Raw genomic sequence first — 15,113 nt, 5'->3', positions numbered from 1 at the left:
GTCTCACCATAGCTCGCTATGGCATACGACAGAGTGCCTTGATATGCGCAAAAATCTGCGCATTCAGTCAGAAAAAAGATTTTTCTTTCAAAAGAATCATCTATAGCATCGATTTAGTTTGTTAAATTTAGATTTTTTCGACACTCGTTACCCCGAGTTCAGGTTAATTTACTTTTGAAGAGCATCATATTTCGTTTATTTAATTGTTTGGATAAGTGAGCCTGTCGTGTTTTGAGGAATAATTTGAAACAATGTATTTTAGTGATTAGATAGTAAAAATTTATTTTAAACAGTAAGTTATTTTTCTATTCATGGGAATGAAGTGTGTTTAATGGAGGGATAATGAAAAAGATAAAGCTTGTGGCGTTTTTGAGTTTAATGTTATTGGGCGGTTGTGCTTCTTACACTACGCCTGGTGGCAGTGTGGCTATCGGCAGCTTAGCAGATTCGGATATTAATGCGCTGATGTCGGTGCAAGCGGCTGCAACATTCCCTGCACATATTGCCGTGGCACGTATTCAGGCGCCGGGTTATGCATCCTACCGTTTAAGCAGTTTTGGCACAGGCCGTTACAGTGTGGTCACTACCCGTGAAGTCGAAACCGAAGCCGATTTTGCTCAATTAGGTAAAATGCCGCAGGTGGCAGGGATTGCACCGTTAAATCGTATTTTGTTGCCGGAGCAGTTAGATTCCATCAAATCATTGCGGGAAGCTGCGGCAAGACTCAAAGCGGATATCTTACTGATTTATACCTTTGATACCTCTTTCCATGCGGGTGAGCAGCAATTTGCGCCACTGAATGTCATTTCCCTTGGGTTGTTAAAAAATAAAGAAGTGAGCGTGACGACAACCGTCTCGGCGGCTCTGTTTGATGTGCGCACCGAATATTTGTATGGATTAGCGGAGTCGACGGCAAAGGAAAGTCGAAACGCATCGGTATGGAGCACCTCTGATGCAGTCGATGATTTGCGCCGAGAGACTGAAAAACAAGCGTTTTCGCAGCTTATTCCTGAAATTGAAAAAACATGGTCGGGAGTGATTTCGCAATATGTGAATTCATCAATGAAGGCGACGAACTAAACGTTGTACTCGTTTTAAGATAAACAAATGCCGCGCTTAATCGTTTAGGTTGAACGGTTAAGCGCGGCATGACAGTGCTAAAGACTTAAGTTAATTAACAGCTTGAGTGGATTAACACTCAACAATGTTCACCGCAAGGCCGCCTTTGGCGGTTTCTTTGTATTTGCTGCGCATATCTTTACCTGTATCCATCATGGTTTTAATCACTTTATCCAGTGATACCTTGTGGTTACCGTCGCCGCGCAGCGCCATACGTGAGGCGTTAATGGCCTTGATTGCGCCCATTGCATTACGTTCAATACAAGGCACTTGTACTAGGCCACCTACGGGGTCGCAGGTTAGGCCTAGGTTATGTTCCATACCAATTTCAGCTGCGTTCTCAACATGTTCGACTGTGCCGCCCATAATCTCGGTTAAGGCGCCTGCCGCCATTGAGCAGGCTACGCCGACTTCACCTTGACAGCCAACTTCAGCGCCTGAGATCGAGGCATTTTTCTTATACAAGATACCAATTGCAGCGGCGGTTAACAGGTAACGGGCGCAAACGTCGATATCGACTTCTTGCACGAAGGTATCGTAGTAACAAAGCACGGCAGGAATAATACCTGCGGCACCGTTTGTTGGTGCAGTCACAACGCGATCGCCTGCTGCGTTTTGCTCGTTTACCGAGAGGGCGAATAAATCGACCCAATCCATTGCGGTTAATGGATCGACGTTGTTACGGCCTTCGGCTTTGAGGCGACGATAGAGTGCTGGCGCGCGGCGACGCAGCTTTAAGCCGCCAGGCAGAATACCTTCCTTCTGATAACCTCTTTCGATACAGGTTTTCATGGTTTGCCAGATATTCCACAGCTTGGCTTTGACCTCTTCTTCACTGGCAAGGCTAAGTTCGTTGGCCATCATTAAGGATGAAATGCTTAAGCCATGTTCAGTACAAAGTTCGAGTAATTGGGCGCTGCTGTTAAAATCATAAGGTGCTGATTCAATTTGCGATGCTGGTGAGGCATTACGTTGGTTGATTTCATCTTCATCTAAGATAAATCCGCCACCGACAGAGTAGTAAGTGCGCTCAAAAATACATTCGCCTTTGCTGTAGGCATAAAGTGTCATGGCGTTCGCATGGGCGGGAAGGGTTTTACGTCTGTGGTAGGTAATGCCGTCTTCACGGGTAAACTTGACTACTTTGCCGCAGCTGAGGCTGAGGGTTTCATTTTTAGACACTTGCTCAAGAATGCCATCGATGCTGTCGGTATCGACGGTTTCAGGATCTTCACCCATCAAGCCTAAAATGACCGCCTTACCTGTGCCGTGGCCCTTGCCTGTTTGGCCGAGGGAACCAAAGAGTTCGGCTCTTAATTCATCCACTTGGGCAATCTGGCCCGAATCAGCAAGGTGCTGCATAAAAATTTTGCCCGCTTTCATGGGGCCAACAGTGTGTGAACTCGAAGGGCCAATGCCGATCTTGAACATATCGAATACGCTAATCATGATTGAAGTCCTGTTGTGTCTCGATTTTTATTTTAGTGTGTGCGGATGAACTTTGCAGTTATGGTGTTAATACGCTGGTTTTTAGGGCATCAACTCTGGCAAACTGCAGGCACTATCCACGTAAAAATAGGCTTGTGTGATACGCTTATGTTCAGTATCCCATAAATCAGTATCAAGATTCACATTAGTTTTTTTTATTAGAAAGTCTTCGGATAAGCTGAGCTTAATTAGCGGATCATTAATGTCGATTTAATGGCCTACATTATCGGTTTTGGGTAAAATTTGACGGTAAATGGCTCGCTTTTTGGGGATTTTTGTGAACCCCGTAGCCAGTATCGCTATGGTTATTTTTTGAGTATGAATAAGAAATTTTAGGGAGAATTATGAGTTATCTAATGCTGGATCTGCTGTCTTTAGAGGTCAGTGATGCTGAAGCTGAGATGCTGCGCCATCCGCAAGTGGGCGGTTTGATCCTGTTTTCCCGCAACTTTACTAGCCGTGAGCAATTAATTGCCTTGGTGCAGCAGATCCGCCAAATTCGTCCCGAGATTTTGATTGCCGTCGACCATGAGGGCGGACGAGTACAACGTTTTCGCGAAGGTTTTACGCTTATTCCGGCCATGGGGGATATTTTGCCAGCGGCTAAGGGCGAGATGGCATTGGCGAAACGTTGGGCCTGTGAGCTGGGTTTTTTAATGGCCATCGAGTTACTCGCCTGTGACATCGACTTAAGCTTTGCGCCTGTGCTCGATCTTAACGGCATCAGCCAAGTCATTGGCAAACGTAGTTTTAGTGCAAAGCCCGATGAAGTGATTGCGTTAGCGCAGAGTTTTATTGAGGGTATGGCCGAGGCGGGCATGGGGGCTGTGGGTAAGCATTTCCCTGGTCATGGCAGTGTGGCGGCAGATTCCCATATTGCGCAACCTATCGATGAACGTGAGGCTGAGGCGATTTTTAATCAAGATATTCTGCCGTTTAAGGAGTTGATCGCTCAAGGTAAATTATCAGGCATTATGCCTGCCCATGTGATCTACCCTAAAGTTGACCCCAATCCTGCGGGCTTTTCAACCTATTGGTTAAAGCAGATCCTTCGCAAAGATCTGGGTTTTAATGGAGTGATTTTCTCCGACGATCTGGGGATGAAGGGCGCATCTTTTGCGGGAGATTATTTAGGCCGCGCCCAAGCTGCGTTGGATGCGGGTTGCGATATGATTTTGGTTTGTAATGATAATCCAGGTGTTATGTCACTCTTAAACGGTTTTGTATGGCCTTCTGCTGCACCGAAACATCCGGCGAGTTTACTTAAACCTAATGCGGCGCAGACTGCTATCGCATTAGAAAATAGTACTCGTTGGGAAAATGCTAAGCTGCTGGCCGAGCAAATACAGCTCGCACAACAGGCAAAAGTTTGATGTAGCGCAAGGTTCTGCAATGAATATTTGCTAGGGTTAGTGACATGCGCCGTGTTTGGCAGATTGTTAAAAGGTCTCAATATGATTTTTTATCTTCATGGATTCGATGCAACTAGCCCTGGTAATCACGAAAAAATGCGTCAGTTGCAGTTTATTGACCCAGATGTAAGGCTTATCAGCTACAGCACTTTGCATCCCAAGCATGATATGCAGCATTTATTGAAAGAGGTCGCCAAGCAAATGCAGTATAGCGACGATCCCACGCCGTTAATGGTGGGCGTCGGTTTGGGGGCGTATTGGGCTGAGCGAATTGGTTTTTTAAATGGGTTAAAGTCGGTGTTGATCAATCCCAATCTTCATCCAGAAGAGACAATGCAAGGGAAAATTGATCGCCCGGAAGAGTATGCCGACATCGCCAATAAGTGTGTTTCAGAGTTTAGGTTGAAGAATACCCACAAAGCGATGTGCATTCTGTCTCGTCTTGATGAAGTGCTCGACAGTCAAGCAACGTCCAGTGAACTCAGTTGTTTTTACCCTATCGAATGGGATGAAACTCAACCCCATAAATTCCCCCAATTAGCGGCCCATTTGCCTAAAATCAAAGCTTTTAAGCTAAGTTAACGGTTAATACTCGTTTGCAGACTCATCATTAGACCGCGCATCGCTACTCATTTGTAGGGGAATAGGTTTGGTTTTCGTATGATTGCCAGCCTTCGCCTTCGCTCATTTCCATATTTCAGTTCGTTATTTGTACGGGGTTGCTTCTTATGCTACCGAGCGTCATGTATTGGTATATCGATATATTTCATATTTGGAATGGTTGACGGTATATATTGTTGGTTTGGTTGGTTATTTCAGTAAAAAGCATTAAATAAGTACTATAAGAGTGGATTTATCTATCATTTTGTTGAAATTTGTAATTAATTGTGTAAAGTAGCGCGTCTTAATAGTTTGTTACAAAATGCTACAAACTTTTATGCCATTAGTCCATTTATGGACAACCTTTTGCGTATGTCGCCCGACACAGCTAACAGCGGTCTTGTTAGCTGTTTTTTTATGCGTTTCATTTCATTTGTTTCACTCAGTAAATCCATCACTTAACACATTTATAACGTAACTAAGCTCAAATCTCGGCTATGCTTAAACTCGCATGAGAATAACAAGCTAACCTTGTTCAGGAGTCTTAAATGAAACGGGTGCTAATCAAATTAACGGGAACCGTACAGGGTGTGGGCTGTCGGCATGCGACACTGACAAAGGCTCGAGCCTTGGGCGTGACAGGTTATGTGACTAATTGCGTCGATGGAAGTGTCGAAGTGCTCGCACAGGGCAGTAATCCTGCTGTAGATAATCTTATTGCCTGGTGTGAGTTAGGCGTGCCTTGCACCGATGGATTAATGGTGCAGGTGGAAGAAGACCAAGGCGATGATATTTATTTGGATTTTTCAATAGTGCGCTGATTTGCTGCTAAATTCAGTCTCGATGAGTCTTGAATGGTCATGGAGCTAGTGGTGATAAAAAAAGCGGTAATTACACTCGTATTACCGCTTTTTATTTAGCATTGATTGGCTGGCGTTTTATGCGTTAGGTTGTGCCATCTTACGGATCTGGATCACCATGCCCATTTCGGGATGATCGAGATAATGAATTTCATCACTTTTCACCCGGCGATTCTGTTCCAGCGGAATAGACATCAGGTAAGGCGTCATCACTTTAACTGGCGTCGCATTAGTATTTGTGCTGGTTTCATCGGTTGGCACTGGCATTAACTTACGTCCTTCTTTGCGAAGATTTAAGGCCGTTTCGATATAGAGGTAGTGGCTGAGATAAATATTTAACGTGCCATCAAGTTGCCAAACAGGAGAGGGCAGTAATGGTGCCGAACTTTCTAAAGCCATTCCTTGGGAGCCTTGAGTATTTTGCATCGAACTGTTTAACGCTTGTTGCACAATTTGGCGGCCATCGAAGTGGTAGTTGGCGGAGAAATCCTTACCAGCAAATAGGCGAACAGGCACTGAGCCGCTTTTACCCGTCATAGGTTGCTGCCATGTCATGTGCAGTAGACTGCGATTACCACGTTCTCTGGATAAGCTATTAACGATACTTGCAAACTGACCTTGGTTGCTTGCGAGTAATACCGGGCCACTGCCAAGTTTGGCGTAGGTTTGGCTGCTACTGCCGATTTCCGATGGGATCATGCTTGGGTAACGGTACTGGGTGGTCGTTGTGCTTGGGCCTGTGATCCTTAAGCTGCCACTAGTGCTATTATCGGTGTTATTAGTGGCATTCGTATTTGTGTTTTCTGCGCAATGGCTATTGGCATCGGCATCATAAACAAGTGTGCAAGGCGCAGACTCATTACTCATGGAGACCACAGCCTGACCGACAACCGGTGAGATCAGGTCGATTGCACTATTGGTTTTCGTCTCAATTGGGGCCATAGGCCATTGTTCAGTTGACTGGCTTTGGCGTTCGAAAATATAGACTTCAACCTCGAACCACGCCTCAGCACGGGCAAGTGAACTGTGTGAAAGTGCAATAAGTGTAGCGATAGAGACCGCGAGTTGACGTAACACTATTTATCTCCAAGACGATGTTGCGATTGATGTTGAGATAGTTGTTCGAGCAAGAGCTTGACTAACGCGAGCCTCTCTTTTGCCGTTTCGGCGCTGAGCATGAACTTTAACTTATTCGGCCCGTCCATTCGATAGATTTGTGGCTGACTTTGCAGTAATCCAATGATAAAGCCTGGGTCGATATTATGATCTTGGCTAAATTCGATACTGCCACCCTTGGCGTGTACCTCAATTTTAGTAGCCCCTAGCCGAGTTGCCTGATGTTTATACAGAGTCATTTCCATCAAGTTTTTAGTGGCCTCGGGCAGCAAACCAAAGCGGTCGATAAGCTCAACTTTAAGTTCGTCTAAGGCTTCTTCGCTGTCACAACTGGCGATACGCTTGTAGAGCGACAGACGAATATTCACATCACCGACATAGTCTTCAGGTAATAGGGCCGGAATTCTGAGCTCCATTTCACATTGCTGATTGAGCATTTGCGCCAGCGATGGCTCTTTACCTTGCTTAAGCGCTTTGACCGCCGATTCAAGCATTTCCATATAGAGGCTAAAGCCAATTTTTGAGATATGGCCGCTTTGCTCATCACCTAAGAGTTCGCCTGCGCCGCGGATCTCTAAATCTTGGGTGGCGAGCATAAAACCGGCACCTAAATCCTCAAGGGCATCGATGGCTTCGAGACGTTTGCGAGCATCGCTAGTCATACGTTTAGGATGTGGCGTCATCAAATACGCATAGGCTTGATGGTGAGAGCGACCCACACGGCCACGTAGCTGATGCAACTGGGCTAAACCAAAGGTGTCGGCGCGTTCGATAATAATGGTGTTTGCACTCGGGACGTCGATACCGGTTTCGATAATAGTGGTACAGACTAACACGTTGAATCTTTGGTGATAAAAGTCCGACATCACCCGCTCAAGATCCCGCTCACGCATTTGGCCATGGGCGACCACCACCCGCGCTTCGGGTAACAAGGTACTAATGTCTTGGGCACATTTTTCAATGGTTTCGACATTATTGTGCAGGTAATAGACTTGGCCACCACGGAGGATTTCACGCAATATAGCCTCGCGCACCGTCGCGGGATCGGATTCGCGCACAAAGGTCTTCACTGCCAAACGCTTTGCGGGAGGTGTGGCAATAATCGATAAGTCGCGCATTCCCGACATCGCCATATTTAAGGTGCGGGGGATCGGTGTGGCGGTGAGGGTCAAAATATCCACATTGGCCCGCAGTGCTTTGATTTTCTCTTTTTGTCTGACACCGAATCGGTGTTCTTCGTCGATGATAAGTAGGCCTAAATTCTCAAATTTAGCCTCGGATTGCAGCAGCTTATGGGTGCCAATCACGATGTCGACTTTGCCTTCTTCGAGCTGTTTTAGCACTTGGGTCTGCTCTTTGGCGGTTCTAAAGCGTGACATCACTTCAATCACCACCGGCCAGTCGGCAAATCTGTCCTTAAAGTTTTCGTAGTGCTGCTGGGCGAGTAACGTGGTGGGTACCAGCACAACCACTTGTTTACCCGCATTCACCGCCACAAAGGCGGCGCGCATCGCGACTTCGGTTTTCCCAAAGCCCACATCACCACAAACTAATCTGTCCATTGCGGTTGGCGATTGCATATCGGCGAGCACGGCATGTATTGCGCTTTCTTGATCGACGGTTTCTTCAAAGGGGAAACCTTGAGCGAATTGAGCGTATTCTTCGTCATTGATTTCGCAGCTCTCACCCGGACGAGCTTGGCGACGTGCATAGACATCGAGAAGTTCTGCGGCCACATCGCGGATTTTTTCAATGGCTTTATTTTTTGCCTTAGCCCAAGTGTCGTTACCGAGTTTATTAAGATGCGTTTCCCCATCGGCGCCAACACTATAACGGCTAATTAAATGTAAATTGGAAACGGGGACATAGAGCTTATCGCCACCTGAGTACTCAAGTTGCAAATATTCAGCAACAATGCCGCCAGTATCGAGGGTGACTAAACCTTGGTAAAGGGCAACACCGTGCTCTAAGTGTACGATCGGCTGGCCAACTTTCAGCTCGGCTAAGTTTTTGATTAAGGTATCGTTACTGATCTGACGCTGTTTTTCGCGGCGACGCTGCTGTGAAATCCGCTGGCCGAAGAGCTCAGTTTCGCAGATGATGCTGACGGCAGTTTGTGCGCCGAGTCCCAGTACACAACCACGGGATAAGGGCGAAACGATCAAGCCAAGTTTGGTATCAGTTTTAATAAACTCATCAAAATGACTAAATACCGTAGGCTTTAACTGGATTTTACCTAAGAGTTCGAGCAGCGCTTCACGGCGACCTTCAGATTCTGCGCTAAATAATATGCGCGGCGCCTGCTCAGCATAATCCTGCAGTGCGATTAACGGCTGCTTTAATTTGTGATTGGCGCTTACCTCAGGCAAGGCTCTGGCATCAATTTGCGCCGCAGCACCATTGGTGTCAGGATTTGGGGCCACAAATTGATAGCGAGGTAGCGGCTTAAAGGCGGCAAATAATTCTTCTATCAGTAAATACAGTTCTTTAGGGGCAAGCAGTGGTCGTAGCGGATCGACCCGTCGGTCTTCATACCGTGTTTCCACTTCATGCAAATGGGCGCGAGCGGATTTTTCGATATCGCCCAAGGTGACTAACTGAGTGTCCTTCGGCAGGTAATCAAATAGCGTCGCGACCTCATCGAAAAACAGTGGCAGATAGTTTTCAATCCCAGCGGGCATCAAATTTCGGCTCACCAATTGATAAACCGACTCTGGCTCTTTAACGATCACCTCAAAACGGCGGCGATAGCGTTGTCTAAAGCCTTCGATAGCACTGCTATCGGTTGGAAATTCTTTTGCCGGTAATAATCGCACCGCATCGACGGGTGTGGATGAGCGCTGGGTCTCTGGGTCGAAATGGCGAATAGTTTCAACTTCATCATCGAAAAGCTCGATACGCAGCGGCATATTTACGCCGGTGGGGAAGATATCGAGAATTGAGCCCCGAATGGCAAACTCGCCATGTTCGTAAACTTGCTCAACTAAATGATAGCCCGTATCGGTTAATTGCTGGCGCACATCATGGAGCTGATATTTATCGCCCTTTTTAAGCACAAATACATTGGAGCTTAAATAGGATTTCGGCGGCAAGCGCATCATCAGTGTTGTCACCGGCACGATAACCACGCTGTGCTCAGCATGGGATATTTGCGATAGGGTTTCTAAACGCTGGGAGATCAAATCCTGATGGGGTGAAAAACTGTCGTAGGGCAGGGTTTCACGGTCAGGAAACAGCCGCACCTTAATGGTGGTGTTCGCTAATAAATAATTAAGCTCTAACTCGAGACTCAATGCCGTTGGTGTGTCACTGGTGACAATGAGCGTGGTGCCTGGGTGTTGGCGTATCAAGCTGGCGAGGGTGACCACTTGACCCACTCCGGTGATACACGACAGAGTTTGCATTTGAGTGCCATTTTTTACAACGGGCGGTGTTAGGGCTGAAATATGTGTCATTGGCGTGGGATAAACGGATTCATTCACAAAAAGTTGCATTTATTGTAGTGACTTGGGCGCGAGGGTGCTAGTGAAAACTCTCGTCTTTATTGGCGTTCGTCCCTAGCTTGTTTACGCAGTTTAAGTTGTTTTTGTTGAACATTGAGACTCGCTTTGACCAGTTGCTCCACATCCGAATCCAGTATTTGGCTAAATTCGAGGTCGATTAGATAGGGCGACGATGCGTTGTGCTGTTGTGCTTGCTGCGCAGTTGATTGGGCTTCCTGTGAGAGCATACAAGCGGTGACCTTGGCAAAACATAAAATAGCGACCAGTTCGTCATGGATAAATAAGGTCACTTTAAAATGGCGCCCTAGAGGTAATTCGGTCGTGCTGATTATGCGAATACCGCTACCACCAAACTGACAACCATCATATTTATCACCCTCTTGGACTTCTTTTTCGAGCACGTGTTGCAGGACTAAATCCACCTTGCGCGATTGTAGCTTGAGAAAATCCACCACCACCTTGGCTTCATTATCTAAATGCCGCAATTGTAACAAACAGCTCGCTTCGAGGGCTTTTACTTCACTCAATAGCTGGATCCCTAAGGATTGCATTGATCTTAAAGCCATTTCATTGGGTAGAGGTCGGTTTTCGTCCCAGAGGCTTAAGTAAGCGGTAAAGGGATGAGGCACACTAAAATACGGATTGGTGTCAGTGAACAAGGCTTGCCTCTTTATTTATAGAACCTAAACCCCTATTATCGTGCCCATCTTTATGATTTAGCAAGTTCAGCACACAGGACGCAGCCCTCTTTCAATGGATCTTCGATTCCCTCTCTACGTTGGTTACCGTTATTGGCGGGCCAGAAAAGCAAACGCATTTGCTTCTTTTATTACCTTATTTGCCGTTTCGGGCATTTTTTTAGGGGTTGCCGCCTTGATCGTGGTCAGTTCGGTGATGAATGGCCTCGAAGGGCAATTAAAGCAGCGCATCCTTGGCGCTGTACCGCAATTGACTGTTTATACTAAAGCTCCATTAAGCGATTGGACTATTGCGGCAGAAAAGCTAACTAAGCTGCCAGGCGTGCAAGGGGTGACGCCCAGCGTGTCGACGCAAGCCATGGTGCAGTCGGCGGCGAATATCCGCGCCGTGCAAGTGTTTGGGGTGTTTCCAGAGCTTGCCGAAAAACTCTCCGCGGTGGCGCAACATACCTATTCCGGCGCGTTTAACGAGTTAACCAGTGGCCAGTATAAGGTCATATTGGGCAGCGAGCTTGCCCGTCAATTAAAAGTCAGCCCTGGGGATACGGTACGCTTATTAAGTGGCGATGGCGTGGTGTACTCGCCGCTTGGCCCTGTGCCCAGCCAACGTAAGTTTTTAGTGTCTGCAGTGTTCGAAATGGGTTCACAAGTGGATGCGGGCGTTGCATATATCCATTACCAAGATGCAAAGCGGTTAATGCGTCAGCCCAGTGATGAAATCAACCAGCTAAGGCTGTATTTAAACGATCCTTTTAACGCGCCTGCGCTTGCCAAGGATGTGCAGCAAATCTTAACAGAGCAGGGCATCGAGGCGACAACGAGCGATTGGCGTGACACCTATGGACATCTATTTAGCGCAGTGAAGATGGAAAAAAACATGATGTCGCTGATGCTCAGCCTGATTGTGGCGGTGGCGGCATTCAATATTGTCTCGGCGTTGGTAATGATGGTTGTCGATAAAACCACCGATGTCGCAGTGCTTAAAACCCAAGGTTTAAGAACCTCAGCTGTGATGGGCATTTTTGTGGTGCAAGGTTTATTGAATGCGGTGTTAGGTTTAGCGCTGGGCTTAGTGGTGGGTATTCTAATTACCCTTAATTTGAATGGCATTATGGCAACCCTGGGTATTTCGATTTTAGGGACTGGACAAATGTTGCCGGTAAAACTGGCGCTTGGGCAATTGTCGCTGATTATTGTCGGTACCTTAGTGGTGACCCTAGTGGCAACTCTTTACCCTGCGCTACGGGCTGCAAGGGTGCAGCCAGCGACAGCGCTGCGTTATGAATAACGGTGTTTTCAACGACTAAAAAAATTGCGCCAAAGTAAAAGTCGAATTTAGACGTGGCACTTAACCCATGTCATATAGAATCAATAGCGAGAATCTCAATGCAAGATGTGTTACTGCAAGTGCAGGCGGTGAGTAAGAGTTATCACGATGGCGATGTGACCACGCAAGTGTTATCCGACGTCGATTTACAGGTATTTAAGGGCGAGCAACTGGCGATTGTGGGCACTTCTGGCTCCGGCAAAAGTACGTTACTGCATATTATGGGGACGCTTGATAAACCTTCATCGGGCAAAGTGTTGTTGGCAGGTGAGGATTTATATCAGGTGAGCAGTGCGCGTCAGGCGCAGATCCGTAATCAGGATTTAGGCTTTATTTATCAATTCCATCATTTATTGCCTGAATTTACCGCCCTGGAAAACGTGGCAATGCCGGCATTTATCCAAGGTCGTGATCGCAGCCAAGCGCAAGCCGATGCCAAGGTTTTGCTCGAGAGAGTGGGTCTTGGGCACAGAATGAGCCATATTCCTGCTGAGCTTTCGGGCGGTGAACGGCAACGAGTGGCAATCGCCCGTGCGCTTATCAATAAACCCAAACTCGTACTGGCCGATGAACCTACGGGAAATCTCGATGCGAAGAGCGGCGAGGCCGTGTATGAACTCATTCGCGAATTGGCCAATCAACTCGGTACCGCGTTTGTGGTGGTCACCCACGATCCTAAATTGGCTGCGCGGATGGACAGACAACTCACCATGAAAAATGGTTATCTACAAGTACCGGATAGCGCCCAATGAAAGGACCATTAGCCCTCTCGATTGGTTGGCGCTTTTACCGTGCGCGCCAATCCAATAGTTTTATTAGCTTTATTTCCTTTGCATCGACAGCGGGTATCGCCTTAGGCGTCGCCGTATTGATTATCGTGCTCTCGGCGATGAATGGATTTGAGCGCGAGCTGGAGCAACGTTTACTCGGGGTGATCTCCCAAGCCGATGTGGTAGGCGTGAATGAGCCGATTGCTGACTGGCGCGCTGTTGAGCAAACCGCGTTGCAGATTGAAGGCGTTACGGCGGCGGCACCTTTTATTCGTATGCAGGGTTTAGTGCAAAAGCCCGGTGGTTTTCAGGGGCTTGCTGTCGTTGGCATTGATCCTGAACAAGAGGCAAAAGTCTCTACATTGTCGCAATTTATGAATCCCGAGACTTGGCAGAGCTTGAGTGAAGATGATAATCACATCGTCCTTGGTGAAAGTTTGCTGAAAAAATTAGGCCTCGAAGTCGGCGATACGCTGGCGCTGTATGTACAAGATCTTGACCCTGAACATGCGGGAAGCTTACGTGCTGCAAAAAGCCATCGCTTTGTGGTGTCAGGTGTGTATCGCTTAGGTGGAGAGCTTGAATTAACCACCGCGTATATTCCCATGCGTTATGCGGCAAATATCCTTAATTTACATCAAGGCGTGACGGGGGTTCGCATCAGCGTGGCGCAGGTGTTTGAGGCGCCAGCGAAAATTCGCGAGTTAGGTTATGCGTTGAATCAGTCAGTGTATATTAGTGATTGGACTCGAACACAAGGTCATTTATATCAAGATATTCAATTGGTTCGCACCATAATGTACCTCGTATTAGTACTGGTGATCGGTGTGGCCTGTTTCAATATTGTCTCGACCTTGGTGATGGCGGTGCGCGATAAGGCCAGTGAAATTGCGATCCTGATGACCATGGGACTGAGTCGTTTATCGGTAATGGGCATTTTTATGGTGCAGGGAGCATTAAACGGTTTAGTGGGGTGTGCGCTCGGAGGGGTGATTGGTATTGCGACAGCCATTAATCTCAGTGCTATTGCTCGTGGCATTGAGCAATTACTTGGGATCCAATTGTTATCTGCGGATGTGTATTTTGTGGATTTTCTTCCCTCCGAACTGCATATGGCGGATGCCGGTTTAGTGATTGCCACCGCGTTTATAATGAGCCTGATTGCAACCCTGTATCCTGCATGGAAAGCAAGTCAAATTGGTCCTGCACAGGCATTGGCGGGCAGATAACTGGCGCTACCGTTCTGCACTTAAAAGCTCAAAAACAAAAGGCCAGTGATAATATCACTGGCCTTTTTGGTCTTGTTTTGCGCTAAACGTGATTAACGCTTTAAGCCTTCGTTTAGTAAAGGACGCATGGTTTTTACTAATTCGGTCGTCACTTTCGGAGAACCCGCAACGATATTGCCAGAGATCAGATAGTTATGACCGCCAGTAAAGTCAGTGACTGTGCCACCCGCTTCACGACATAACAGATCGCCAGCAGCGATATCCCATGGCTTTAAGCCAATTTCAAAGAAACCGTCTAAACGGCCTGCGGCCACATAGGCTAAATCTAATGCTGCAGAACCTGTGCGACGTAAGTCTGAACAATGACCAAACACTTCGCCGAAAATGGCCATATAGGTTTCGGTATGTTGACGGGCTTTAAATGGAAAACCTGTACCGATAATGGTTGGTGCTAGTTCGTTAACATTGGTCACGCGAATACGGAAATCGTTTAATTTGGCGCCTTTACCACGGATAGCGGTAAATAATTCTTCACGAACTGGATCATAAACAACGGCAACTTCAGTTTTGCCTTTGTATTGGAGTGCGATAGAAACCGCAAAATGGGGAATGCCTCTAACGAAGTTGTTAGTGCCATCCAGAGGATCGACTATCCAAATATAGTCTTTGTTTTCACCGCGGTTTTCGCCTTTTTCTTCACCCACGATAGTGTGATCTGGGTAAGATTTACGAATTTGATAGGTAATAGCGGCTTCTGCTTCCTTGTCTACACTGGTAACAAAATCGTTGATACCTTTAGCACTGACTTCAACTCGGTCAAGTTCAGTGTAGGCACGCATAATAGTTTGGCCGGCCGCGCGAGCAGCGCGAACAGCAATCGTCAGCATCGGATGCATTGCAATCCCCTGGATGTTAAAGAACGTTAAAAATAGCGGGCGGCATTATACTCGATTTGATTGTTATATCAAATACCGATTTTCATATAAGCATT

At 46.9% G+C, this 15,113-nt stretch carries 12 protein-coding genes; 7 read left to right on the top strand and 5 right to left on the bottom strand.

Annotated elements, in window-relative coordinates; translation table 11 throughout:
• Positions 1 to 342 precede the first annotated feature (342 nt).
• A complete protein-coding gene (locus IEY09_RS12035; RefSeq protein ID WP_069454845.1) occupies positions 343 to 1,080 on the top strand; it encodes a hypothetical protein in 738 nt (245 codons plus the stop codon).
• Between the two features lie 111 nt (positions 1,081 to 1,191).
• On the opposite strand, the gene IEY09_RS12030 is transcribed toward IEY09_RS12035, so the two are convergent.
• Positions 1,192 to 2,568 (bottom strand): L-serine ammonia-lyase, encoded by a 1,377-nt coding sequence (locus IEY09_RS12030; RefSeq protein WP_037418317.1) that lies wholly within the window; start codon positions 2,566 to 2,568, stop codon positions 1,192 to 1,194.
• 383 nt (positions 2,569 to 2,951) lie between these two features.
• On the opposite strand from IEY09_RS12030, the gene nagZ reads away from it, so the two are divergent.
• From nagZ to IEY09_RS12015, 3 genes are all read left to right on the top strand, one after another.
• The gene (nagZ, locus tag IEY09_RS12025; protein ID WP_037418314.1) at positions 2,952 to 3,980 is read left to right on the top strand and encodes a beta-N-acetylhexosaminidase; all 1,029 of its coding nucleotides are present in this window, start codon (positions 2,952 to 2,954) and stop codon (positions 3,978 to 3,980) included.
• A gap of 81 nt (positions 3,981 to 4,061) precedes the next feature.
• Positions 4,062 to 4,601, top strand: a complete 540-nt coding sequence (gene ycfP, locus IEY09_RS12020) for an alpha/beta hydrolase YcfP (protein WP_037418311.1) — start codon at positions 4,062 to 4,064, stop codon at positions 4,599 to 4,601.
• Between the two features lie 566 nt (positions 4,602 to 5,167).
• Positions 5,168 to 5,440 carry an acylphosphatase gene (locus IEY09_RS12015; RefSeq protein WP_037418308.1) on the top strand — a complete coding sequence of 91 codons (273 nt, stop codon included), beginning with the start codon at positions 5,168 to 5,170 and terminating at the stop codon, positions 5,438 to 5,440.
• Between the two features lie 117 nt (positions 5,441 to 5,557).
• On the opposite strand, the gene IEY09_RS12010 is transcribed toward IEY09_RS12015, so the two are convergent.
• From IEY09_RS12010 to IEY09_RS12000, 3 genes are all read right to left on the bottom strand, one after another.
• A complete protein-coding gene (locus tag IEY09_RS12010; protein WP_037418305.1) occupies positions 5,558 to 6,556 on the bottom strand; it encodes a peptidoglycan binding protein CsiV in 999 nt (332 codons plus the stop codon).
• The gene (mfd, locus tag IEY09_RS12005) at positions 6,556 to 10,050 is read right to left on the bottom strand and encodes a transcription-repair coupling factor (protein WP_188871251.1); all 3,495 of its coding nucleotides are present in this window, start codon (positions 10,048 to 10,050) and stop codon (positions 6,556 to 6,558) included. Before mfd ends, IEY09_RS12010 begins: the two co-directional genes overlap by 1 nt.
• 86 nt (positions 10,051 to 10,136) lie before the next feature.
• Positions 10,137 to 10,757, bottom strand: a complete 621-nt coding sequence (locus IEY09_RS12000) for a hypothetical protein (RefSeq protein ID WP_037429792.1) — start codon at positions 10,755 to 10,757, stop codon at positions 10,137 to 10,139.
• Positions 10,758 to 10,851: 94 nt separating this feature from the next.
• Here IEY09_RS12000 and IEY09_RS11995 point away from each other — a divergent pair, with 94 nt between their 5' ends.
• From IEY09_RS11995 to lolE, 3 genes are all read left to right on the top strand, one after another.
• The gene (locus IEY09_RS11995; protein ID WP_069454850.1) at positions 10,852 to 12,084 is read left to right on the top strand and encodes a lipoprotein-releasing ABC transporter permease subunit; all 1,233 of its coding nucleotides are present in this window, start codon (positions 10,852 to 10,854) and stop codon (positions 12,082 to 12,084) included.
• Positions 12,085 to 12,182: 98 nt separating this feature from the next.
• Positions 12,183 to 12,875, top strand: coding sequence for a lipoprotein-releasing ABC transporter ATP-binding protein LolD (gene lolD / locus IEY09_RS11990; RefSeq protein ID WP_037418293.1), 693 nt, complete (start codon positions 12,183 to 12,185; stop codon positions 12,873 to 12,875).
• Positions 12,872 to 14,122 (top strand): lipoprotein-releasing ABC transporter permease subunit LolE, encoded by a 1,251-nt coding sequence (lolE, locus tag IEY09_RS11985; RefSeq protein ID WP_140907026.1) that lies wholly within the window; start codon positions 12,872 to 12,874, stop codon positions 14,120 to 14,122. Before lolD ends, lolE begins: the two co-directional genes overlap by 4 nt.
• Positions 14,123 to 14,214: 92 nt before the next feature.
• Here the strand turns inward: lolE and suhB are convergent, their stop codons facing one another.
• On the bottom strand, positions 14,215 to 15,018 hold the full coding sequence (gene suhB, locus IEY09_RS11980) for an inositol-1-monophosphatase (RefSeq protein WP_011072272.1): 804 nt from the start codon (positions 15,016 to 15,018) through the stop codon (positions 14,215 to 14,217).
• Between the last annotated feature and the right edge of the window lie 95 nt (positions 15,019 to 15,113).

Origin of the sequence: Shewanella xiamenensis (assembly GCF_014647135.1) — a bacterium.
Lineage (GTDB): Bacteria > Pseudomonadota > Gammaproteobacteria > Enterobacterales > Shewanellaceae > Shewanella > Shewanella xiamenensis.
Note: the sequence above shows the minus strand (reverse complement) of the source record. Positions and strands in the feature narration are given on the sequence as shown.